The organism is Bacillus sp. TL12, from assembly GCF_022625245.1.
Taxonomy (GTDB): Bacteria; Bacillota; Bacilli; order Bacillales; family Bacillaceae_G; genus Bacillus_A.
Genome location: NZ_JAJJBY010000002.1, coordinates 292,049 through 315,226, shown reverse-complemented (window position 1 = coordinate 315,226; position 23,178 = coordinate 292,049). Strand labels below are relative to the sequence as shown.

General features: G+C 36.8%; 23 protein-coding genes and 2 other annotated features. Of the genes, 2 read left to right on the top strand and 21 right to left on the bottom strand.

Going from position 1 to position 23,178, the window contains the following annotated elements; translation table 11 throughout:
• Positions 1-51: 51 nt before the first annotated feature.
• The 19 genes from LOK41_RS03575 to LOK41_RS03485 all read right to left on the bottom strand — a co-directional run bounded on the left by LOK41_RS03575 (position 52) and on the right by LOK41_RS03485 (position 20,726).
• Entirely contained in the window at positions 52-543 is a 492-nt protein-coding gene (locus LOK41_RS03575) for a dUTP diphosphatase (RefSeq protein WP_241815263.1), read from the bottom strand.
• Positions 544-843: 300 nt separating this feature from the next.
• Positions 844-1,860 (bottom strand): alcohol dehydrogenase AdhP, encoded by a 1,017-nt coding sequence (gene adhP, locus LOK41_RS03570; protein ID WP_241815262.1) that lies wholly within the window; start codon positions 1,858-1,860, stop codon positions 844-846.
• A 229-nt stretch (positions 1,861-2,089) separates the two neighbouring features.
• The gene (locus LOK41_RS03565) at positions 2,090-2,635 is read right to left on the bottom strand and encodes a dihydrofolate reductase family protein (RefSeq protein WP_241815261.1); all 546 of its coding nucleotides are present in this window, start codon (positions 2,633-2,635) and stop codon (positions 2,090-2,092) included.
• Positions 2,636-2,765: 130 nt separating this feature from the next.
• Positions 2,766-3,122 carry a 50S ribosomal protein L20 gene (rplT, locus tag LOK41_RS03560; RefSeq protein WP_241815260.1) on the bottom strand — a complete coding sequence of 119 codons (357 nt, stop codon included), beginning with the start codon at positions 3,120-3,122 and terminating at the stop codon, positions 2,766-2,768.
• A 38-nt stretch (positions 3,123-3,160) separates the two neighbouring features.
• The gene (gene rpmI / locus LOK41_RS03555) at positions 3,161-3,361 is read right to left on the bottom strand and encodes a 50S ribosomal protein L35 (RefSeq protein WP_001125945.1); all 201 of its coding nucleotides are present in this window, start codon (positions 3,359-3,361) and stop codon (positions 3,161-3,163) included.
• 21 nt (positions 3,362-3,382) lie between these two features.
• Positions 3,383-3,886, bottom strand: coding sequence for a translation initiation factor IF-3 (infC, locus tag LOK41_RS03550; RefSeq protein ID WP_174101776.1), 504 nt, complete (start codon positions 3,884-3,886; stop codon positions 3,383-3,385).
• A 63-nt stretch (positions 3,887-3,949) separates the two neighbouring features.
• Positions 3,950-4,070: a sequence feature (ribosomal protein L20 leader region), on the bottom strand.
• 210 nt (positions 4,071-4,280) lie between these two features.
• Entirely contained in the window at positions 4,281-6,212 is a 1,932-nt protein-coding gene (thrS, locus tag LOK41_RS03545; protein WP_241815259.1) for a threonine--tRNA ligase, read from the bottom strand.
• Between the two features lie 48 nt (positions 6,213-6,260).
• Positions 6,261-6,489 (bottom strand) — a binding site (T-box leader).
• Positions 6,490-6,520: 31 nt separating this feature from the next.
• Positions 6,521-7,402 (bottom strand): putative sporulation protein YtxC, encoded by an 882-nt coding sequence (ytxC, locus tag LOK41_RS03540; protein ID WP_241815258.1) that lies wholly within the window; start codon positions 7,400-7,402, stop codon positions 6,521-6,523.
• Between the two features lie 345 nt (positions 7,403-7,747).
• Entirely contained in the window at positions 7,748-8,686 is a 939-nt protein-coding gene (gene dnaI, locus LOK41_RS03535) for a primosomal protein DnaI (protein ID WP_241815257.1), read from the bottom strand.
• Between the two features lie 33 nt (positions 8,687-8,719).
• On the bottom strand, positions 8,720-10,138 hold the full coding sequence (locus LOK41_RS03530) for a replication initiation and membrane attachment family protein (RefSeq protein WP_241815293.1): 1,419 nt from the start codon (positions 10,136-10,138) through the stop codon (positions 8,720-8,722).
• A gap of 164 nt (positions 10,139-10,302) precedes the next feature.
• Positions 10,303-10,764: a transcriptional regulator NrdR gene (gene nrdR, locus LOK41_RS03525; protein WP_241815256.1), complete on the bottom strand. Its 462-nt coding sequence runs from the start codon at positions 10,762-10,764 to the stop codon at positions 10,303-10,305.
• A gap of 172 nt (positions 10,765-10,936) precedes the next feature.
• Complete coding sequence (gene speD, locus LOK41_RS03520) at positions 10,937-11,320, bottom strand: adenosylmethionine decarboxylase (RefSeq protein WP_006096185.1); 384 nt, start codon at positions 11,318-11,320, stop codon at positions 10,937-10,939.
• A gap of 389 nt (positions 11,321-11,709) precedes the next feature.
• Complete coding sequence (locus LOK41_RS03515; RefSeq protein WP_241815255.1) at positions 11,710-12,738, bottom strand: glyceraldehyde-3-phosphate dehydrogenase; 1,029 nt, start codon at positions 12,736-12,738, stop codon at positions 11,710-11,712.
• Between the two features lie 109 nt (positions 12,739-12,847).
• Positions 12,848-13,450, bottom strand: coding sequence for a dephospho-CoA kinase (gene coaE / locus LOK41_RS03510; protein ID WP_241815254.1), 603 nt, complete (start codon positions 13,448-13,450; stop codon positions 12,848-12,850).
• Between the two features lie 52 nt (positions 13,451-13,502).
• Positions 13,503-14,135: a sporulation membrane protein YtaF gene (gene ytaF / locus LOK41_RS03505; RefSeq protein ID WP_241815253.1), complete on the bottom strand. Its 633-nt coding sequence runs from the start codon at positions 14,133-14,135 to the stop codon at positions 13,503-13,505.
• Positions 14,136-14,218: 83 nt separating this feature from the next.
• Complete coding sequence (mutM, locus tag LOK41_RS03500) at positions 14,219-15,049, bottom strand: DNA-formamidopyrimidine glycosylase (protein ID WP_241815252.1); 831 nt, start codon at positions 15,047-15,049, stop codon at positions 14,219-14,221.
• 12 nt (positions 15,050-15,061) lie between these two features.
• Positions 15,062-17,695 (bottom strand): DNA polymerase I, encoded by a 2,634-nt coding sequence (gene polA / locus LOK41_RS03495; RefSeq protein ID WP_241815251.1) that lies wholly within the window; start codon positions 17,693-17,695, stop codon positions 15,062-15,064.
• A 558-nt stretch (positions 17,696-18,253) separates the two neighbouring features.
• Positions 18,254-20,017 carry a two-component system histidine kinase PnpS gene (gene pnpS, locus LOK41_RS03490; protein WP_241815250.1) on the bottom strand — a complete coding sequence of 588 codons (1,764 nt, stop codon included), beginning with the start codon at positions 20,015-20,017 and terminating at the stop codon, positions 18,254-18,256.
• Complete coding sequence (locus LOK41_RS03485; protein WP_174101645.1) at positions 20,010-20,726, bottom strand: response regulator transcription factor; 717 nt, start codon at positions 20,724-20,726, stop codon at positions 20,010-20,012. The genes pnpS and LOK41_RS03485 overlap by 8 nt, the downstream gene beginning before the upstream one ends.
• Positions 20,727-20,895: 169 nt before the next feature.
• On the opposite strand from LOK41_RS03485, the gene LOK41_RS03480 reads away from it, so the two are divergent.
• Positions 20,896-21,219: a YnfA family protein gene (locus tag LOK41_RS03480; RefSeq protein WP_241815249.1), complete on the top strand. Its 324-nt coding sequence runs from the start codon at positions 20,896-20,898 to the stop codon at positions 21,217-21,219.
• A gap of 97 nt (positions 21,220-21,316) precedes the next feature.
• Positions 21,317-21,457 carry a hypothetical protein gene (locus LOK41_RS03475; RefSeq protein ID WP_241815248.1) on the top strand — a complete coding sequence of 47 codons (141 nt, stop codon included), beginning with the start codon at positions 21,317-21,319 and terminating at the stop codon, positions 21,455-21,457.
• An 83-nt stretch (positions 21,458-21,540) separates the two neighbouring features.
• On the opposite strand, the gene LOK41_RS03470 is transcribed toward LOK41_RS03475, so the two are convergent.
• Positions 21,541-22,014, bottom strand: coding sequence for a MaoC/PaaZ C-terminal domain-containing protein (locus LOK41_RS03470; RefSeq protein WP_174101649.1), 474 nt, complete (start codon positions 22,012-22,014; stop codon positions 21,541-21,543).
• 216 nt (positions 22,015-22,230) lie between these two features.
• Entirely contained in the window at positions 22,231-23,169 is a 939-nt protein-coding gene (gene mdh / locus LOK41_RS03465; protein WP_174101651.1) for a malate dehydrogenase, read from the bottom strand.
• Positions 23,170-23,178 lie beyond the last annotated feature (9 nt).

Sequence of the window (23,178 nt, the reverse complement as noted above, 5' to 3'; positions counted from 1 at the left end):
TCTTCAGTCACTTCATTATACAAAAACGAGTTGAAATATTCAAAAATTAACTCAATACCCTTGTGTTTGACGCTGATGGTTTACTTCATTTTTATCTAAATATGCTTTTTCAATTTCTTCTTGTCCAAAATCAAGAGCTTGTCCAAGACGAAGATAGCTTGTAAATAGTTCAATATAATTTGTAATAGATGGCTGATCAGTAAAGCGAATCACTTTCGCATACGTGTCTAAGAAAATTTCAACTCGTGTTTTGTTCGTTTGAGCACATTTATAAAACAAGAAGTTTTTATCAATGCCTAAGTCGATCCCAATTGATAAAATAAAATGTAAACCGTCTACATATTCTTCAAGAATAACTTCGCGCTCAGCAGCTGGTTTTTTGCTCCAATATTTAAAACAACGCGTTTCATTTGCAAGTTCTCCAATTTCAACAAGAAGTGCTAACATTTTTTCTTTTAATAATTTCTTCGGTTGCAAGTTATGCTCTTTTGCAATACGATCATCTAATTCTTTTTGTAATTTAAATAGTTGTAGTAAGTCCATTCTATTCCTCCTCCAACATTGCACAAAAACAATGTTGTTTCATCTCATATTTATTGTAAGCTAAAAAACCTACCCTTTATTATCTAGTTAGCTTCCTAGTCCCTTATGAAATAGCTTGTCCCTAAATCAGTGGTACGTTTCAAACATTATCTACATATGTTGAAACTTCCATATCATCTTTCCATTATAGCAGTGTCGTTTCTACTAGGAAAGGTTCCTGTGAACGACAGTAAAAAAAGCCAGAGGAATCTCCTCCGACCTTTTACTGTATATTCTTCTATATCGTTATAGCTTTTATATTTATTTTGTCATATCAATTACAACACGTCCGTTAATCTTTCCTTCTTCCATTTCACTAAATATTTCATTAATTTCATCAAGCTGACGTGTTTCTATAATCGCTTTTACTTTTCCTTCCGCACCAAATTGCAATGCTTCCTGTAAGTCTTTACGCGTTCCAACGATAGAACCAACAATTTTCACCGCATTTAATACTGTATCAAAGATTGGTACTTCCATCATTTCTGGCGGCAGTCCAACCGCTACACATGATCCACCACGGCGAACCGCACGATACGCTTGATCAAATGCTGGTTTTGATACGGCTGTACAAATAGATGCATGTACGCCGTTTACCTTTTCATGAATCCAAAGCGGAGCATCCTCCTTAAGTGGATTAACAACTAAATCTGCACCGAGTTCTTTTGCGAGTTCAAGTTTTTCATCAACTGTATCAACTGCTACTACATGTAACCCCATTGCTTTGGCATACTGCATCGCCAAATGCCCTAGACCACCAATCCCAAAAACAGCTATCCATTGTCCAGGCTTTGCTTCTGATACTTTTAACGCTTTATATGTTGTAACACCTGCGCAAAATAACGGAGCTGCTTCTACTGAACTTAAGTTTTCCGGTACTTTTACAACATAATCAGCTGCTGCTATACAATATTCTGCATAGCCTCCATCCACTGAGTACCCTGCATTATGCTGATCTAAGCAAAGTGTTTCACGGCCAGATAAACAGTACTCACATTGACCACACGCTGAATATAACCAAGGAATTCCGACTCGGTCACCTATTTTAAGATGGGTAACGCCTTCTCCCACTTCTTCTACCACCCCAACGCCTTCATGTCCTGGAATTAACGGTAACTTCGGTTTTACTGGCCAGTCACCGTGTGCCGCATGTAAATCTGTATGACAAACACCACATGCTTGGATATGTACAAGCACCTCGTTCATTCCTGCCTTTGGCCTTGGGACATCCTTTACCTCTAATTTCTCTTTAAATTGGTTTACAACAGCTGCTTTCAAATGAATTCCTCCCTCACTCTGTTTTTGAAAAGGTTTTCATTTACATATTAGTACAACAATTATCCTAAATCTACCATTTGTTTTAATTTTTTCAAATTTTCCGTCGTGATATTATATCGAAAAAGCTAGAGTATTCTTCCTCTAGCTTTTGACAAATTATATTAAGATTCTTTTTTTCATATCGATAACAACACGTCCGTTAATTTTCCCCTCTTCCACGTAAATGTTCCTAAGAATAAATAATAGTATAAGTTGATTTAATGACACCATTTACATAGTGTTTCGCATCAACTAATTTCAATTTTAAACGCGGTTTCACGCTACCAAATAAAGGCGTTCCTTCACCAATTATGACTGGATTTATTTTTAATACTACTTGGTCAATTAGTTTTTGCTGAACTAACGAGCCAGCCAGTTCTCCGCCTCCGCAGAGCCACAGATTACCAGCTTCTTTCATTTTTAAGTTTTTGATAAACTCAACTGCATCTTCCCTAACAAGTTCTACTTTATCACTCGATTCAAATTGCATAGTATTTGAAAAAATATAATGCTTTAATTCTTTAAAGTAACCTGGCTCTCCTAGTTTCCCACCAAATTGAAATCCAAACTCATATGTTTTTCTCCCCATTAATACCGCATTATATTGCTCGACATCGGCAATAAAATCTGATACATGTTCACCTTCATATAAAAAAATCGAATCAGTAGCATCACCATCTAAGTCCGCAATAAAGCTATCCGCCGTAACTGCAATATGATAAATTAGCTTTGCCATGTGGTTCCTCCTCGTATCTTTTTCCACGCTCATTTCTATTTCTAATTCTCTTCTTCGTTTCCTGCTAGAATTGTATCATTCGGACAAATAAAAAAACCTTAGAAGAAAATCTTCTAAGGTTTTTGAATAATTAGTTTAAGTTGTTTTTTGCAACTGTTGCTAATTCAGCGAAAGCTTTTTCGTCATGAACAGCTAAGTCAGCAAGCATCTTACGGTTAACTTCGATACCAGCAACTTTTAAACCGTGCATTAAACGGCTGTAAGAAAGACCGTTAATACGAGCAGCTGCGTTAATACGAGTGATCCATAATTTACGGAAGTCACGTTTCTTTTGACGACGGTCACGGAACGCATATAATAAAGACTTCATTACTTGTTGGTTAGCAACTTTGAATAAAGTATTTTTAGAACCGTAGTAACCTTTCGCTAGTTTAATCATTTTTTTACGACGTTTACGAGTAACTGTACCACCTTTTACTCTTGGCATGATATTACCTCCTAGTTTGTTCTATATATCAACCGAACTTATTTTAAGTTGTCAAGCATTTGACGAATACGTTTGAAGTCACCAGCGCTTACTACACCAGCTTTACGTAGTTTACGTTTAGCTTTTGTAGATTTGTTAGCGAATAAGTGGCTTGTGTAAGCGTGAGAACGCTTAAGTTTACCAGATCCAGTCTTTTTGAAACGCTTTGCAGCGCCGCGATGAGTTTTTTGTTTAGGCATAGGTATTTCCTCCTCTATCTATTACTTATCGTTTTTCGGTGCTAAAACTAAGAACATACTGCGTCCTTCCATTTTAGGCTTAGATTCGATTGTACTAACTTCAGCACAAGCTTCAGCGAAACGATCTAAGACACGTTGACCGATTTCTTTATGAGTAATGGCACGTCCTTTAAAGCGAATTGATGCTTTAACCTTGTCGCCTTTCTCTAAAAACTTGATAGCATTACGAAGTTTTGTGTTAAAGTCATGTTCATCAATTGTTGGACTTAAACGAACTTCTTTCATGCTAATTACTTTTTGATTTTTGCGCTGTTCTTTTTCTTTCTTTTGTTGCTCAAAGCGGAATTTACCGTAGTCCATAATGCGGCATACTGGCGGTTTCGCATTTGGAGCAACCAATACTAAATCAAGATTAAGATTTGCAGCTAAGTCTAAAGCGTCATTACGAGACTTGATTCCAAGTTGATCGCCATTTGCGCCAACTAAGCGTACTTCACGTGCACGAATTTGCTCGTTAATCATCATATCCTTGCTAATAGTAAGCCACCTCCAAGGTTTTATCAGAATACGTTTTGCAATCATAGAACCCGAACAAAAAAAGTGCGGGCATACGACACCCACACTTGTAATATCTTTAGTAAGAAATACATTTACCTGCTAACTGCGCATGCGTCAATCAGGTGAGAAGCGGGTGCTTCTACTTGTTCTACAAAACAATATTCTATTATCCTTGATGAGTTTATCATAGGACATGACGTCTGTCAAGAAGACGTCATGTGTTTTACTAACAACAAGAAATATTGTAACAAACAACTAGCATACATGCAATACTTTTTTATGATAAGTGTAGTTTGGTTATTTTTTCTAACTTTTATTGCTTGTAATATACAAAAAAGTCGCGGCATGCCGCGACTTTTCATTAGCGTTTTCCTTCTACTTTAATCATATCCACAAACGCATCTAATGCGATTGTTTCTGATTTTTGCTCGCCATATTTACGTACATTTACGCCATTTTCAGCAACTTCATTGTCACCTACTACAAGCATGTACGGAATTTTTTGCATTTGTGCTTCACGGATTTTGTAACCGATTTTCTCTTCACGAGTATCTACTTCAACACGGATACCAGCACGTTGCAATTCTTCTTGTACTTTCTTCGCGTAATCTAAATGCACTTGCGGAGAAACCGGAATTACTTGCACTTGAACTGGAGCTAACCAAGTTGGGAATGCACCTTTATATTCTTCAATTAAGAAGGCAACAAAGCGTTCCATAGTTGATACAACACCACGGTGAATTACAACTGGACGATGTTGTTTACCGTCTTCACCAACATAAGTTAATTCAAAGCGTTCTGGAAGTAGGAAGTCTAATTGTACAGTTGAAAGTGTTTCGTCTTTTCCAAGTGCAGTACGAACTTGAACGTCAAGTTTCGGACCGTAGAATGCCGCTTCACCTTCAGCCTCATAGTACTCAAGACCCATTTCATCCATAGCTTCTTTTAACATTGATTGTGCTTTTTCCCACATCTCATCATCAGCATAATACTTTTTAGTATCTGCTGGGTCACGATAAGATAGACGGAATGAATAATTTTCTAAACCGAAATCTTTGTATACTTCTAAAGTTAAGTTTACAACGCGTTTCAATTCTTCTTTAATTTGATCTGGGCGAACAAAAATGTGCGCATCATTTAAAGTCATTCCGCGTACACGTTGTAATCCAGATAATGCTCCAGACATTTCATAGCGGTGCATTGTTCCAAGTTCCGCAATACGGATTGGTAGTTCACGATAGCTGTGAATATCATTTTTATAAACCATCATATGATGAGGGCAGTTCATTGGGCGAAGAACTAATTCTTCATTATCCATTTCCATTGATGGGAACATACCATCACGGTAGTGGTTCCAGTGACCAGAAGTTTCATAAAGTTCTCTGCTTCCTAGTACTGGAGTGTATACGTGATCATATCCTAAGCTTGCTTCTTTATCAACGATATAACGCTCAATAATACGGCGGATTGTTGCACCCTTTGGTAACCAAAGGGGTAAACCTTGACCTACTTTTTGGCTATTAGTAAATAGTTTTAACTCTTTACCTAATTTACGGTGATCGCGCTCTTTCGCTTCTTCAAGCATACGTAAGTGCTCATCTAATTCTGCTTTTTTCACGAATGCAGTACCGTAAATACGTTGTAACATTTTATTGTTGCTATCGCCGCGCCAGTAAGCACCTGCAACGCTTAATAATTTAAATACTTTAATCTTTCCTGTAGATGGAAGGTGAACCCCACGACAAAGGTCGAAGAATTCGCCTTGTTCGTAAATTGAAATCACTGCATCTTCTGGAAGATCATTAATTAAGTCTAATTTTAACTCATCGCCAATTTCTTCATAACGACGAAGTGCTTCTGCACGTGGTACTTCGTGACGAACGATTTCTAAGTTCTCGTTCACAATTTTTTGCATTTCTTTTTCGATTTTTTTGAAGTCTTCAACTGTAATTGCTTCTTCCATATCGATATCGTAGTAGAAGCCATTTTCAATTACTGGGCCGATACCAAGTTTCACATCTTTATATAAACGTTTTAACGCTTGTGCTAAAAGATGAGCTGTTGAGTGACGTAAAATATATAAGCCCTCTTCAGAATCTAATGTAATGATTGAAACTGCACCATCTTCTTCGATTGGTGTAGAAAGATCGATCATCTCATCATTTAATTTTCCAGCCACAGCTTTTTTCTTTAAGCCTGGGCTAATAGAAGCTGCGATTTCTTCAGTTGTTACTCCTTTTGGAAACTCCTTCACAGCTCCATCAGGGAAAGTAATTTTAACTACATCTGCCATCACTGGTCACTCCTCTTTTTTCTCAAAATAAAAAACACTCATCCCGTAAAAAGGGACGAGTGTTGAATTCGTGGTTCCACCCTTGTTCCAATTAACAAAACTGTTAATTGCTCAAGTACAACATAACGGTGTTGACCGTTAGCAATTACTAGACAAAACGTTCACTGCTAAAGTTTAGAGGTGGTAAGTAATAGACCCGTACTAGGAAGCTCACACCCTAAGCCTTCCCTCTCTGAAAATCGTAGTAAATTACTCATGTCCTCATCGTGACATTTCAATATATTTCATTTATGTAGGTAATTATATGCTCAAAAACTTAGAAAATCAAGGGCGTTCCCTTTATTTTTCAAATTTTTCACGTTGTGTTCAAATTCATGCGGTGCACATATTTGTACTCTTTCTTGAAATACATTTTGAAGGGTAACAATCATATTATGATCTTGCTCTTTCGTATACAAATAAATCATTTTCGGCGAAATAGAAAGAAGCGGTGCAATTACCTTCGTGTCAATGTACACACCCTGCTTAGTTAGTAACTCCTCGTCTATATATTGAACCAATTTCTCTTGTTTTAAACGTATTCCTTTTTCATCATAAAAAATAAAATTTTCATCAAATACAAGATGTAAGCAAGATAACCGTGATTTTCGGCTACTTACTTGTTGCCGTAGCATCTCTACAAACATTTGATATTCTTGCTCCATTTTATATTCATCAATTGCTACTTCCGCAAGCCTGTGCACCATTTCTTTATACGCGCGCAGGCGAAAACGAATATAGGATGAAAAGGAAAACGAAAGCGGGTCACAGATCCATCCTTTTAAAGAAGACATAACATACATCTCAATTTGATTACGTGTTAAATCCCGGGTAATTCCTTTTCTTTTTCCATTTAAAATTGCTTGTGCCATATGTAAAATTTGATGGCATTCTTCTTGCTCTTCATAAAAAAACTTTTCTTTTAAAATAGCACGAAGCCATTCATTTTGTTTTATATTAACAATAAAATAAAGGAGTACCGGTATCAAAACTTTCTCCATATAATTCGATTCGCATATTGGAATATGAATTGTTACCTTTTGTTCATATAAATAAACGCTCGTTTCTTTATATAGCTTTTCCGTTCTCTTTATCAGTTGTTGATATACGTGCGCAGCATCATTTTTTTCTTCGAAGCAGATTTCAATCACTCTTGTCCCCCCTTTTATCCCGCTCTAAAGGACAGTTAACCCCTCAGCTTAAAACGAAGTGAGGCACACATCCATAAGAGTCCGATCCGTGAAGCCTTACTCTAAGTAGAAATAACTCCCCTATCGCCGAAAGCCTTCACTCGATATTTCTTGCTAATTTTATATATATTAACGGTGGAAGAAAAAAATGATACAAGCTCGTATGAATTTTCAGATTAACAATGTATTTCCATTGCTTAACTGAGCATAAAAAAGAGTCTGTTTTCATACAAAACAGACTCTTTTTTATATAAATACAAATTTAAAATATATTAAAAATAACTTTCTCCTATTTCTTTTCTATCTTTAAGCATGACGACGATTCTTCCCGCCAATCGCAACTGGTTTTGCCAAATATTTAATACGCTCCATAATACGGGCTGCTTTCATTTCTTCTGCTTCTCCGCGCTGCGTATACGTTAAATGATGCTCTAACTGTTTAAAGTCAAAATTAGATGTAAAGAACGTCGGTAAGTTTTCTAGCATACGGAACTGCAGTATAGCACCAAGCACATCATCACGCACGAAACTTGACATTGCTTCTGCCCCGATATCGTCTAGCATTAATACTTGTACACGCTTCACAGCATCAATCTTTTCACCTATCGTATTATTTTGCAATGAGCTTTTAATTTCTCGCAAAAATTCTGGTAAGTATACAATCATTGAACTTATTTTTTTCAAGGCTAATTCATTTGCAATCGCTCCTAAGAGATACGTTTTCCCTACACCAAATTTACCGTAGAAATATAACCCTTGTACTTTCTTCCCAGGTTCGTATGCACTTAAAAATTCATTTGCCGCACGAATCGCTTCAATGCGCGGCTCTAAATCTGATGGATCTAAATTTTCCATAGAAGCCTGTAAAATATCACTTGGCATATAGACACTTTGCACTAATTTTTCATACTTCTTCCTTTCATCATAAGCCACTTTTCTTACACAGCGATCATATTGAATATCAATCATCTTACCTTGAATAATCAATTTCGGCTCATATCCTTGAATCATATTTTTACACGATTCTAAGTTCGGACAATCTGCACATCCAACGCTTTGCCCAATGTATTCATATAGCTTCACAAGACTTCGTTCTATCATAGAAGTTGTCACTTCACCTTTATGTTCTTCAATAAACTCTTTCACACGCGGATGCGCCATCACTTCCGCTTTTAACACTTCATATCTATTTTTAAAATTTTCATTTTGCATCAACTTTGCAAATGAATTTTGAATATGCTCCATTCTCTCACCTCAAAGAGTGTTCATTCTCCTCTATTAATCACGCTTATATTTTTTCAACTCTTCTTCCAATCTCTTTCGTTCTTCTTCTAGATTGCTCGTATTTTCTTTTGAACTTGCACCTTTTTGTGATTGTTTTTTCGATTCTTTTTTCGGCTCTTCTTTCTGTTCTTCCTTAAGCCAATCTGGCACCATCTCTGTCCGTACTGCTTTCTTCGTTGTACGGCCTTTCTTCTTCGTCTCAGCCCACTCTTGATATTGACGATTCTCTTCTTTCGCTAAAGCCATCGCTTCTGATACGGTACCAACCTTTTTTCGTGCCCAATGCCCTGCAATTTTCTCAACATATGATTTAGCCAGTTTCATGTCAGAACGAAGCATAACGTAATAAATAAGTACATTGACAACACCTGGCGCTAGTTTTTGACTCAACATCACTTCTTCTACAATTTGTAAATCTGCTTTTGTTGGTTCTGCCCCGCCTGAGATTTCTTTTAATAATTGTTTCGGTGAAATTTCCTCAAGCTGTTTGATAAGCATCTCTTCTTGCGTAGTTGGCTCTTTCTCTTTCATCGTACGCGTAGAATGAGGTTGCACCCGTTCACTTAACACCGGAAGCGCTTGACCGTTTTCAAATTGATACCAATCACGCGCTCCTTTACGAAGCCTCTCCGTATCAATCGTTTGTAATTCTGTCACTGCACCAAGCACTATATTTTGCATCGATAATACATCGACGTCATACACGTAGGCTAGCGTAATGACACATTCACGTACTTGATCCGTAATTGCCTTTCTTGGGACGAGCGTCGATACCCCTTCTAGAAATAAAGAAAAGTCAAAGAAATCATTCCAAACCTTAGGCGCAGTCCCCTGTTCATTTCCAGGCATGACTGTTGTCTTTGGAATACGAACTTCCTCTTGTGCATGCTCAAATTGACCTGGATTAAATGAACCAAATACATCATTAAAAGAACGTGTAACATTTTCATATGAAGCAAAATCGAATTCTTCTTCTAAGAAGTATTGTTTAACTTGATTATATTTCGCTCTGCTCAATCTGTTGTACAAGAAAATACTCAAAACAATATCATCAAAAAATTGTTTTGGAGTTAGTGGTGGCTGCAATTCATATATAAACATCCGAATATCTTTTTCTTTTTTAATATATACGTTTAAAAGCCCAATTGCTTCTAATTTCACCCGTTCTTCATATACTTCAGGAAGCTGCATTTGCATTGTCACCATCAGAGAGTGATGTGTATTCTCTTTTCCAAATACACGATCCTGCTCTAGCTCTCCCCACAGCGTCATGTATAGGCTAAAAGCCTTGCTACCCACTAATGGTTGATATAACATTGTTAATACCTTCCGATCGTAATTATGCAATAGCCCTTTTGCACTTACTTTATAACGATCGATTGGCAATAGCTCCATCCATGACTGTTTTTCCATTCCCTGCAATTCCTTTCTTTTGTCCATTTTACGTATTCTATTAGTAAAAAAGAGCTAATAGCTTACGCTTATAGCTCTTTTTCACGTAATTTGCGGGTTCAATTCTTCCATCATTCCAAAAGAAATGAAACAAAGAGACAGCCACCGCGAATCAGAGTTTTATCTTATTCTCTTTCTTTTTGCAGTATATCTTTTAATTCCTCAATGAATACATTTAAATCTTTAAATTGACGGTATACAGACGCAAATCGTACATAAGCAACATCGTCAATATCTCGAAGTGCTTCCATTACGATTTCACCGATCATATCGCTTTTCACTTCTGATATTCCTAAATTACGAAGTTCACGCTCTACTTTTTGCGTTACTCCTTCTAATTGCTTTAACGATACAGGTCTTTTTTCACACGCTTTAATTAACCCGCGTAAAATCTTTTCTTTATTAAACTCTTCTCGTGTTCCCTCTTTTTTTACAACAATAAGAGGTGGTTCTTCTACTCGTTCAAATGTCGTAAATCGATTTAAACAACTTTCACACTCTCTTCTTCTTCGAATGGAGCGTCCCTCATCTACCGGACGTGAATCCAATACTCTTGTACCATTATGAAAACAGGTTGGACAACGCAACTCATTCACTCCCTTGCAATTTAATCTTCATTCTTCTCGTTTCACCTACATGCGAAAATATATATACAATATTATATAACCTATTTGTCTACGCTTACTACTTCCATTTATATAAACTAAAAAAGAGGTGCATTATACACCTCTTTACATTTTAAATCAATTATGTTCTTTTTTAAAGAGCTTTTGTTTCTCTATGCTTAATTTCGAAGCTACCTGTGCCTCGAGGAAGCTCGATGCTCTCTCGCGTTTTCGCATTTAAACCTTCTGCAATGTATTCTGCAGCAACATTTGGATCAATACGATCCCCACAAGTATAAACATCAATACTTGCATAGCCGTGCTCCGGGAAGCTATGAATTGTTAAATGTGATTCCGAAATGATTACAACTCCACTTACACCCTGTGGCGCAAATTTATGAAAAGCAACCTCACGTACTTCAGCACCTGCTCTTAGTGCTGCATCCACAAATAATTGTTCAATAAACGGCATATCATTAAGCTTGTCGAAATCGCAATCCCAAAGTTCAGCGATTACGTGACGACCCATCGTGTCCATAGTATCCATTCTACAGTTCCCCCTCATAAAAATTTAATCTAACTGTTCGAATTGAAAACTAATTTGCAATTTGGCTTGCTCTACTACCACGGGGGAAAGTTAGTCCAGAGAGGTCCTAACCCTTTAAGTAGTAACTACGTACCTCAGCTCTTAAGTTTACGAGTGTTAGTATACTTTGTTTATTTTCATTTTGCAACAACAGTTTTTTCGATTTTTTGTCATATTCTCTTCTTTACTTTTCCAAAAAACAAATAATTGATTCACAAATGCAATAATCACAATGGTTTCTCCTATGTACCATTCGCGAAAATATACTTGTATAATTTTTTTCCTTTTCAGAAAAAAATACAAAAAAAGAAGACAAGCAATCGCTTGCCTTCCTTGTATCATTAAATGTGTTGTACATTTTCTTGTTTTGTTAATTCAGCAGCAACTAACTGCACAAGATCTACAACACGGCGAGAGTAACCCCACTCGTTATCATACCAAGCAAGTACTTTCACTTTACGTTCGCCCATTACCATTGTAGATAAACTATCAATGATAGCTGAGTGTGTATTTGTATTAAAGTCAATCGAAACTAAAGGTTCCTCACTGAATTCAATAATCCCTTTCAGTGGACCGTTTGCAACAGTTTTAAACGCTTCATTAATTTCCTCAACTGTTACATCACGTTTCACATCTACTACTAAGTCAACAAGAGACACGTTTGGTGTTGGAACACGAAGTGCCATTCCATGAAGTTTTCCATTTAAATGTGGAAGAACTTTCGCTAGAGCTTTTGCAGCACCTGTTGTTGTAGGAATAATAGACTGTCCACAAGCACGTGCTCTTCGTAAATCTTTATGTGGGTTATCAATATTTTTTTGGTCATTTGTATAAGCATGAACAGTTGTCATTAAACCGTTTTCAATTCCAAACTGCTCATCTAACACCTTAACAACAGGCGCTAAACAGTTTGTTGTACAAGATGCATTTGAAATCACAGTATGTTTTGTAATGTCTAATTGTTCTTCATTTACACCAACTACAATTGTTACATCTTCATTTTTACCTGGCGCTGTTAAAATAACCTTCTTTGCCCCAGCTTCTACATGAAGAATCGCTTTTTCTTTCGCATTAAATTTACCAGTTGCTTCAATTACAATTTCAACACCTAGTTCTTTCCAAGGCAATTCTTTTGGATCGCGGTTGTTTAGAAGGCGAATCATTTTCCCATCCACTAATAAATGATCTTCAAATGCTTCCACTGTTCCGTCAAACTTGCCATGAACTGTATCATACTTGATTAAATGTGCTAATGTTTCTGGTGGATAGCTTGCGTTAATCGCTACAATTTCGAATGCGCTTTCTTTTATCGCTTGACGAAATACCATTCTCCCAATACGTCCAAATCCATTAATTGCCACACGAGTCATAATATGTTATCCCCCTTGAATGCGTTATACTATTTATCTCTAATCCCAATAATAGTATAACACAAAAAGAAGATATGTCACTAAGCATTTTCACTAATTTCATATTTTTTTAATTAATGATGTTCCACTCTTTTAAAATGAGCTGTAATTGTGCTTTTGTCTCAGCAATTGTGCCATCATTATAAATCACTTTATTAGCTAATGTTACTTTCTCTGCTAAAGACATTTGCGAATCAATGCGCGCTTTTGCTTCTTCTTCTATAAAACCATTCCGCTTCATTAAGCGTTCTAACTGTGTACTAGGCGCTACAGCTACAACTAAAATTTGATCCACAAGTTCTGTTAACTTACTTTCAAATAAAAGCGGAATATCTAGCACAATCGCTTGCACATCTTCCTTTATATACATATCCTTATGAGCATTCATTTCTTTGCGGACAGCTGGATGAACGATTTTGTTTAAATGCAATCGTTTTTCTTCATTATGAAATACAATACTCCCAAGCTTCGGACGATTAAGTTCACCATCTGCTTGTAATATTTCTTCACCAAATACCTCTACAATTTCTTTATACGCTTCTTTACCTTGTTCTACAACTTCTCTTGCAATAATATCTGCATCAATAACAGGAATGTTCATCTCACGAAACATTTGTGAAACTGTACTTTTTCCGCTTGCAATGCCTCCCGTTAAACCAATAACAATTGTCATTATGCTACCCCCTTATGAATAGGAGCGTGAAACTTATGTTTCACGCTCCTACTTACATTTTCCAAATACCAATAATAATGAGTAAAATTCCAGGTAGGAACGTAAATTTTTGTAACCACCGCATATTCGATAACACCGTTCCGAGCTTCATTCCAATAAATAAAAACAAAGAACTCATAACAGCAACTAATACCGCCATCATGGCAGGGGCATACCCTAATAAAGATGCACCAATCCCAGCCCCAAACGAATCTATCGAAAGAGCAATACCAAGAAGTAAAGCTTCCCCCCCAGAAATCGTGCCTGATTTATCAAAATCAGCAACAGTCGGTCTCCGTAAAATTTGAATGACTAATCCAAGTGAAGCAATTTCTAATTTCCAAACTTTTTCTTCGTGCTGCGGCTCATCTTTTTTCTCACTCCGAAAAAATTGATATACAACCCACGCTCCAATAGCTATTAGAACGATTCCGCCAATACGCGTTGCAATCACTGGGGAAAACACTTTGGCAATCATATGTCCAATTCCCATCGACACAAGCATAACAGCCGCTGAACACATTCCAATGATGAGTATCGATTTTAATGGAATCCGTACGCCCCGCAGACCATAAGTAAGCCCTACACTACAGCTATCCAAACTTAATGTAAAAGCTAATAAAATAAGAGAGAAATATTGATACATCGGTAAGCTCCTTCCTTATACATAGCTTTGCTGTATGTATATGACAAATGCCTATCCGATGTTATTAGAAAAAAATCTCTTTCTTAGCTTTTGGGCTGGCATATAGGACAATAGTGCGTCCCTCGTCCACCAACGACTGTCTTTTCAATCACATTCCCACAAGTTACGCACGGTTCACCTTTTCTGCCGTACACATTTAACAGCTCCTGAAACGAGCCGATTTGTCCCTGTGAATTGATATATGTTCTAATTGTACTGCCACCGCGCTTCACTGCTTCGCCCAATGTTGCGACTATTGCTTCATAGATCTTTTCTATTTCTGCCGTTGTCAAAGCAGAAGCTTCCCGTTCTGGATAAATCCCAGAGCGGAATAGCACTTCATCCACATATATATTACCAAGTCCTACCACAAGACGCTGATCTAGCAATACAACTTTTATTTTGCGGTTTGTCTTTTGCAATCTTTCTTGCAAATACCTTGGTGTCAATTCAGCAGCAAACGGCTCAGGCCCTAAATCTGCAAGTGGCATTTGGTCGAATTCTTCTCCTTTTTTAAAGAGATGCATCGTACCAAACTTTCTTACATCTTTATAGTGCAATTCTGTCCCGTCTGTAAACTGAAAACGCACATGCGTATGTTTATCAATTCGTTCATCGCCTTCATGAAGCAAATACTTACCTTCCATACGCAAATGTGAAACAATCACATATTTTGTTACATATAGAAGTAAAAACTTACCTCTTCGCTCAATTCTTTCAATCTTTTCACCGCGTAACATTTCTTTAAAAAGCTCAGCGTCATCAGGTCGCTTTACTAATTTCGGATATGTTACAATTACATCTTTAATTATCTTTCCCGTTACAAGGTTTTCAAGAGTCCTTCTAACATTTTCAACCTCTGGTAGTTCAGGCATTCAATCACTTCCTTATTTTGCATCATACCAAGTTGGACCAGAAGAATAATCCACTTTTAGCGGAACAGCAAGTTCAATCGCATGTTCCATTACCTCAGGTACAAGCTTCTCTAGTTTTTCTATCTCTTCTTTCGGCACTTCAAAGATTAATTCATCGTGTACTTGCAAGAGAAGACGCGCTTGTAATGCTTCTTCGTTTAAGCGATCCGCCATAATAATCATCGCTTTTTTAATAATATCTGCCGCACTACCTTGAATTGGCGTATTCATCGCAGTACGCTCTGCAAAGCTGCGCAAATTAAAATTACGACTCGTTATTTCTGGAATATAACGGCGACGATTTAATAATGTAGACACATACCCTTTTCGCTTCGCTTCTTGTACAATCTCATCCATATATTCTTTTACACCAGGGAAACTTGCGAAATACTTTTCGATAAATTCTCCTGCTGCTTTTCGTGTAATCCCTAAATTTTGTGAAAGTCCATAATCACTAATACCATACACAATTCCGAAGTTAACCGCTTTTGCTTGACGTCTCATATTCGATGTTACTTCATCTTTTCCAACGCCAAACACGTCCATTGCCGTTTTCGTATGAATATCCATATCATGCTGGAACGCTTCTACTAACCCTTTGTCTTTTGCGATGTGTGCCAGTACGCGCAGCTCAATTTGTGAATAATCGGCAGCATACATAACCCATCCTTCTTTCGAAGGAATGAATGCTTGACGAATCTTCCTTCCTTCTTCCAAACGAACTGGGATGTTTTGTAAGTTTGGATCTGTAGAACTTAATCGTCCTGTTTGTGTTAACACTTGATTAAAACGCGTATGAATTTTAGAAGAATCTTCATGAACAACTTTTAATAATCCTTCAATATATGTTGAATTTAATTTTCCTAATTGACGATAGTGTAAAATTTTAGGGATAATTTCATGATGATCCATTAACTTATCCAGTACATCGGCTGATGTAGAATATCCTGTTTTCGTCTTTTTAATAACTGGTAAGTTTAAGTTTTCAAATAGAACAACACCAAGCTGCTTTGGTGAGTTAATGTTAAACTCTGTCCCAGCAAGCTCATAAATCTCTCGTTCCATTTCTTTCAGTCTACCAGCAAGCTCATCCCCCATATTACGTAAGCGCTTCGTATCAACCTTAACACCTTTTACTTCCATTTCAGCTAACACGCGAGCGAGCGGCATTTCGAGATCTGTAAACAGTTCATACTGTTCATTGTTTTGTAATTCTTCTACAAATGTTGGTTGAACATCATATAATACATGTACTTTGCGCGCTACATGCTCCGCAACTACACCTTGTTCTGGAACTGCACGTTTCGCACCTTTTCCGTATACTTCTTCATCAGATTTAACAGCGTGCGTCTCTTTCATTTTCGCTACGGCACGGAAATCTTTATCTGTATCAGCTGGATCAAGTAAATAAGCTGCAATTAGTAAGTCAAAGCCAATCCCTCTGATTTCTACATCTTTCCACTTAAGTGCAACAATTGCACGTTTCGCATCAAACGTATATTTTCTCATTTCATCATTTGCAAGCCACTTCGTAAAAGCTTCAGATTTGAGCGCAACATCAGTCGGAATGAAATAACACCCATTTTCATTTTGAATACCAAATCCTTGAATGTCAGCTTTATGATAGTTATCTTCCTGTACCTCAACGATAATTGCACTATCTTGCTGAAGCATTTCTTCTGTCACTTCTTCTACAATATCAAATGAAATATCATCTAATTCAGCTGGCGTTGTTTCTTCTGGAGTCGCACCAAGCTTGTTTAATAGCGAAGTGAACCCTAAATTTTGGAACATTGGAATAACGTCGCTCGCTTCATATCCTTTATATTCGATATCATCTACATGTACTGTAATCGGCGCATCTGTAATAATTGTTGCAAGCTCTTTACTCATTAGCGCTTGCTCTTTATTCGCTTCTAGCTTTTCTTTGAGTTTCTTTCCGCTCACTTGGTCTAAGTTCTCATATACTGCTTCTACTGTTTCAAATTGCGTTAACAGTTTAATTGCAGTCTTCTCACCAACTCCTGGTACACCTGGGATATTATCAGATTGGTCTCCCATTAAACCTTTCATATCGATAATTTGCTTTGGTGATAAACTATATTTTTCAAATAGAGCTTCTTTCGTATACTCATCTACTTCTGTAATTCCTTTACGTGGAATACATACAAGCGTATTGTCAGAAACAAGCTGCAGCAGATCTTTATCTCCGGAAATCACTTTAACGTGAGCACCTTGTTCACTCGCTTCTTTCGCGAGTGTCCCCATAATATCATCTGCTTCATAGTTCTCTAACTCGTAGCGTGGTACGTGAAACGCGTCTAACAGTTCACGAATAAATGGGAATTGCTCTGATAGCTCAGGCGGCGTTTTTTGACGGCCTCCTTTATATTCACTAAATGTTTTGTGACGAAATGTTGTTTTACCCGCATCAAACGCAACAAGCATATGCGTCGGTTTTTCCTCTTCTAATATTCTCATTAACATCATCGTAAAACCGTAAATTGCGTTCGTATGTATACCTTTGTCGTTATTTAAAAGCGGCAGTGCAAAGAAAGCACGATACGCGATATTATTCCCATCGACTAATACGACCTTTTTTTCCAAATCGGAAACCTCCCCATACAAATTTAAAACGATTTATATATAAATACCTATTGAAAACCGACATAACCCCTTTCTTTTTAGAGGGAAAGGGCATCCTGCCATACATAGAAACGATCAGCCATTCTTCCTGTCCCCTGCCAAGTGAAAACCAAAAGAATAAACGATCCCTTTTGTTCTTCTTAGCAGCAACTTATACGCCTGCAAATCAAATGGATTTATATAGAAAGAAAAAACCGTTATTTCCTTCTCTCTATATTAACATGACTACGAGAGAGAAGAAAAATAACGGTTCTTCCGATTACATATATTTAGACATATAAATGAAGATGCTGTCACAATGTCCTTATTGTATTGTTATAACACTTTGACATAAGGTACAAGAGATATTACGTTTTTACAGAAAAGGGAAGTGACGAGAATAGAGCACTATTCTCGTCCAAAACTACTCCTTGGATGAAGGGGTTTTCATGTATTATATTAACAGGACTTTATTAATATTTAATGAAGCTATTGTTAATATAATGTAAATCTACCCCTCCCAAAATTTTCATATTATCATTATTTTTCCAAATCCGCTTTTGGTAAAGCAACTGTAAATGTCGTACCTTCTCCTACTGTACTCTCCACAGTAACCGTCCCTTGATGCGCTTCTACTAAATGTTTTACAATCGATAACCCTAGGCCTGTACCGCCCGTATTTCGACTTCTCGCTTTATCTACGCGATAAAAGCGTTCAAAAATACGCGGAATTTCTTCATTACTAATCCCAATTCCTGTATCAGATACTTTTATATAAGCATTATGTTCATCCTCTAACAACGCTACAGAAACCATTCCACCAGCTGGTGTATATACAATTGCATTATTAACTAAATTGATAAAGATTTGCTTTAATCGGCTTGGATCTCCTATCACAGATACATGTCTCAGCACATCAACTTGTAAGGAAATTTCTTTATCTTGTGATTTATTCTCCAGTACCATTTTGATTTCCCCAAGCAATTCCTTCATATCAACATTGCCCATATTTAATTTAAAGCCTTGTTGTTCAATCTTCGATAAATCTAGTAAGTCTTCGATTAATCCTTGCATACGTTCGCTTTCCTTTAAAATAATATGCAAGAAATGCTCGCAAAATTGCTGATTTTCCATCGCACCATCAAGTAATGTTTCAGAAAAGCCCTTAATAGAAGTAATTGGCGTTTTTAGTTCATGTGAAACGTTCGCTAAAAAGTCTTTGCGCATTTGCTCTAATTTCTTGAGCTCAGTTATATCGTGGAATACAAGAACAATCCCTTTCCACTCATGATTCGTCCCGATAATTGGCGCACCATATACCTCAAAATGCTTTCTTTCAATCTCAAGTGACAGCAGCATTTGCTTCCGTACTTTTACTTCTGTCATAAAAATTTCTTCCACAAGTTCAATGATTTCTGCATGAAGAAATGCTTCATAATATAAGCGATCTAAATACTCTTCATCCGTTACATGAAAGATTTCTTTATATGAACGATTTACAAGACTTATATAGCCGCGGCTATCAATCAAAATCATACCGCTTCCCATATTTTCAATCAATGTATGTAAACGATCTTGTTGCATTTCTTGCTCTAACGTCATTTCTTGTAAATTACGTGCTAAAATATTGATGGCCTTACTTAACATTCCTGTTTCATCTGAATGATTTTCATACGCACGCGCCTTATAGTTACCCTTCGCTAATTCAATCGCTACTTTTGTAACAGACTCTATCGGACGAATATATTGGCCTGTAATTTTTACACCAAGAAAGACAACGACAAGACAAGCAATTACAAATCCTATAATTAATAATCCCCACGTTTTTTGGTGAACGTCTTTCAAAGGAGCTATCATGCTTTTTATAAGAATATATCCTTGCTTACCATCTGCATCTTGAACAAATATCGCATGATGAAATACGTTCTTATCATTGGTGTCTTTCGTAATCACTCTATTTTTTTGTTTTTCTGTTTCAGAAGAAAGTTCATCAATTGTCGCTTGATTGAATATAGTTTGCTTATCTTTACTATATTCGACCTTCTTCTCTTCATCAGCAAATACAATCGAAACAGGAACTTGTTCTTCTAATTGCTCAAATATATTTGGCGCTTTTAAAACATGATCAATACCTTCTGTCTCTACTAACGAAGCAACATATTGCGCTTCTTTTATCGTTCTCTCTTTCGCATGATTAATATAATAATTCTCAAACAGCGTTTCCAAAAGTACTCCTAGTCCAACTAAAATAAGTACAATGAGAGAAACAAATGTAAAGAGAAGCCTTGAGCGAAATTTATTCATTCCCCTTTGGCTCCTCTAATTTATACCCTAATCCACGAATGGTTTTAATATATGCTGGTTTTTTCGTATTCTTTTCAATTTTATCTCGCAAATGGCTAATATGAACATCGACGATTCTTGTATCACCGGCAAAATCATAATTCCATACTGCACTCAATAACTGATCACGTGTTAACACACGTCCCTTATTTTTCGCTAAATATACAAGTAATTCAAATTCTTTTGGCGTCAACTCTAACTTTTCCCCTTGGAAATACGCCTCATAAAACTCAGGTGAAATTTTCAGATCAACGATATTAATACTATTTTCGTCCTGCACTTCTGGAACTTGTTCATCTTGCAATTTCGTACGACGTAAAATCGCCTTTACACGTGCAACAACTTCCCTTGGGCTAAATGGCTTTGTCATATAATCATCAGCCCCAAGCTCAAGTCCTAACACTTTATCAAACTCGTCATCTTTCGCTGTGAGCATTAAAATCGGTGTCATAACCCTTTGCAAACGCAATTCTTTACACACTTCCATACCATCCATTTTAGGAAGCATTAAATCTAATATAATCAGATCCGGACGTTCCGTTACCGCCTTTTGAAGCGCCACTTCACCATCCATCGCTGTTATAACTTCAAATCCTGCTTGCTGTAAGTTAAATTCAATTAAAGTTAAAATAAACTCCTCATCATCAACAACTAAAATTCGATTGCTCATTCTCTTCCTCCAAGTTATAGACTTGAAACCTTCTTCATCCTAGTATTTCCCCACTATTCCCATCATACTAGAAAACAATGCCCCTCTCAACAGAATTGTCCATCCACTAAGCTTGATTATGATATAGTTATACAGAAAAATATCTCTAATAGAAAGCGATGGTCTATTCATGTTTAAAGCAGCTACTATTTTCATTCTTGCCGGTCTAGCTGAAATTGGTGGTGGATATCTCATCTGGAAATGGCTACGAGAAGGTGGGTCCATCTGGTTCGGTCTAAACGGAGGAATCGTTTTATGTTTGTATGGCGTAATCGCCACATTTCAAGTATTTTCTAGCTTCGGACGTGTATATGCAGCTTATGGCGGCGTATTTATTGTGATGAGTTTATTATGGGGATGGATGATTGATAAGAAAACACCCGATATCTTTGACTGGGCTGGTGCAGCTATTTGCCTTATTGGTGTTTTTATTATTCTTTGGCCACGTGGCTAAAAACAGATACACATTTGACTTATATCTCCTTAAAATGTAATAATCAATATAATAAAATTATAATATAAAGATTAAACCATTAAGGAGCCACTTCATAATGAATCGTAAAAATTGGGTACTATCTTGCCTCGCTTTATTATTTGTAGTTGGTTTTACTGCCGGCTTTTCAAACTGGGAAGCATTACAAACTGGCATCTCTGATTTCTCAGAAGGGTTTGTAAAAGGTTTTTTCAGTTAAGCTATACTTAAAAAAAATAGTGCTAACTTAGCATATAATGATAGGATAGCACTATTTTTCATTACACTCTTACTAACTCATTATTAAAAATTATCCAACGCTTTTTCTAAAATAGAAGCTGATTTGTAAGGCGGTGCTACTGTTAATACGCCTTTTACAACCACTGCTTCTTTTTCATCATAAGCGAATACACGCATATCAATCGTATGCTCCTCGTGAGAAACAGCTACAACTTCAAAATGAATTTGCAAAGTTTCATAATGGTGTACATGCTTCACAAAAGTAAGGTCCTTCCTAACAACATGACTGCCTGGACCTGGCAAATATTTCGTTACCGCTGTTGTAACCATGCCCGTTAACATAATGCTTGGTACAATCGGTTTTTCATATGGAGTTTGGGATGCATAATCATGCTGGATATATAATGGATTTGAATCATTTGTTAATCCTAAATACAATAACAGATCTTTATCCTCGATTTTTTCAGTGATAGATAACTTTTCCCCTACTGTAATTTCATCCATTCGACGACCAATTTGAACTTTTTTCTTTAACATGTTACAATCCCCCTCCAAGTTTTATTTTATTATCCTACCAAAAACAATATATTATCCGAAATGCTATTATAATGAGGGCAATGTATATTATAAGTCTATACTTCCATTGTAGGATACATAAATGATAGCGTTTTCATATTATTTCAAAAAAACAATCCAGTAAATAGTAGAAAAAGATTCGGGATTCCGAATCTTTTTCCTAACATATATTTTGTATTAAGCAAGAACTTTCATAACGTTACGCACAGATTCTACTGAACGATCTAACGCTTGTTTTTCCTCTTCATGAAGTTCTAATTCAATAATTTTTTCGATTCCGTTACCACCTAGAATTACCGGTACACCTAAGTAAAGGTCACTATAACCATATTCACCTTCAAGGTATGCGATAGCTGGTAATACGCGGCGCTGATCTTTTAAAATCGCTTCAGTCATTTCAACTAAAGAAGCCGCTGGTGCGTAATATGCACTACCATTTCCTAGTAAGCCTACAATTTCACCGCCGCCTTTACGCGTGCGTTCTACAATTGCTTCTAAGCGCTCTTTCGGAATTAATGTTTCTAATGGAATACCACCTGCATAAGAGTAGCGTACAAGAGGTACCATATCATCACCATGACCACCAAGAACGAATCCTGTAATGTCTTTTACCGAAAGATTCAATTCTTGTGCAATGAATGTACGGAAACGTGCTGTATCTAATACACCAGATTGACCGATAACGCGCTCTTTCGGGAATCCAGCTTCTTTAAATACAGAATATGTCATTGCGTCAACTGGATTTGTTAACACAACAATAATTGCGTTTGGCGAATGTTTTGCAATATCTTGCGTGATACTTTTCATAATTTTAGAGTTGGTTGCTACTAAATCATCACGGCTCATTCCTGGTTTACGTGCAATCCCTGCTGTAATAACAACAACGTCGGAATCAGCAGTATCTGCGTAATCAGACGTACCTATAATGTTAGCATCAAAACCTTGTACAGGGCTTGCTTCTAACATATCTAACGCTTTTCCTTTTGTTGGATTCTCCAGTTGTGGAATGTCCACTAATACAACATCTGCAAGCTCTTTTTGAGCTAATAAGAACGCTGTTGTTGCTCCTGTAAATCCTGCACCGATGACTGAAACTTTTTTGCGTTTGATTGTCATACTTTCTCC

Excerpts from the sequence above, each read along its gene's own strand:
- LOK41_RS03485 (WP_174101645.1), bottom strand. The coding sequence starts at position 20,726 with ATGAGCAATCGAATTTTAGTTGTTGATGATGAGGAGTTTATTTTAACT.
- rpmI (WP_001125945.1), bottom strand. The coding sequence starts at position 3,361 with ATGCCTAAACAAAAAACTCATCGCGGCGCTGCAAAGCGTTTCAAAAAG.
- LOK41_RS03515 (WP_241815255.1), bottom strand. The coding sequence starts at position 12,738 with ATGACTCGTGTGGCAATTAATGGATTTGGACGTATTGGGAGAATGGTA.
- LOK41_RS03470 (WP_174101649.1), bottom strand. The coding sequence starts at position 22,014 with ATGTTAAAGAAAAAAGTTCAAATTGGTCGTCGAATGGATGAAATTACA.
- LOK41_RS03475 (WP_241815248.1), top strand. The coding sequence starts at position 21,317 with ATGAATCGTAAAAATTGGGTACTATCTTGCCTCGCTTTATTATTTGTA.
- rplT (WP_241815260.1), bottom strand. The coding sequence starts at position 3,122 with ATGCCAAGAGTAAAAGGTGGTACAGTTACTCGTAAACGTCGTAAAAAA.
- LOK41_RS03480 (WP_241815249.1), top strand. The coding sequence starts at position 20,896 with ATGTTTAAAGCAGCTACTATTTTCATTCTTGCCGGTCTAGCTGAAATT.
- ytaF (WP_241815253.1), bottom strand. The coding sequence starts at position 14,135 with ATGTATCAATATTTCTCTCTTATTTTATTAGCTTTTACATTAAGTTTG.
- mdh (WP_174101651.1), bottom strand. The coding sequence starts at position 23,169 with ATGACAATCAAACGCAAAAAAGTTTCAGTCATCGGTGCAGGATTTACA.
- dnaI (WP_241815257.1), bottom strand. The coding sequence starts at position 8,686 with ATGGAGCATATTCAAAATTCATTTGCAAAGTTGATGCAAAATGAAAAT.
- pnpS (WP_241815250.1), bottom strand. The coding sequence starts at position 20,017 with ATGAATAAATTTCGCTCAAGGCTTCTCTTTACATTTGTTTCTCTCATT.
- coaE (WP_241815254.1), bottom strand. The coding sequence starts at position 13,450 with ATGACAATTGTTATTGGTTTAACGGGAGGCATTGCAAGCGGAAAAAGT.
- speD (WP_006096185.1), bottom strand. The coding sequence starts at position 11,320 with ATGGACACGATGGGTCGTCACGTAATCGCTGAACTTTGGGATTGCGAT.
- LOK41_RS03530 (WP_241815293.1), bottom strand. The coding sequence starts at position 10,138 with ATGGAAAAACAGTCATGGATGGAGCTATTGCCAATCGATCGTTATAAA.
- LOK41_RS03575 (WP_241815263.1), bottom strand. The coding sequence starts at position 543 with ATGGACTTACTACAACTATTTAAATTACAAAAAGAATTAGATGATCGT.
- mutM (WP_241815252.1), bottom strand. The coding sequence starts at position 15,049 with ATGCCTGAACTACCAGAGGTTGAAAATGTTAGAAGGACTCTTGAAAAC.
- LOK41_RS03565 (WP_241815261.1), bottom strand. The coding sequence starts at position 2,635 with ATGGCAAAGCTAATTTATCATATTGCAGTTACGGCGGATAGCTTTATT.
- thrS (WP_241815259.1), bottom strand. The coding sequence starts at position 6,212 with ATGGCAGATGTAGTTAAAATTACTTTCCCTGATGGAGCTGTGAAGGAG.
- infC (WP_174101776.1), bottom strand. The coding sequence starts at position 3,886 with ATGATGATTAACGAGCAAATTCGTGCACGTGAAGTACGCTTAGTTGGC.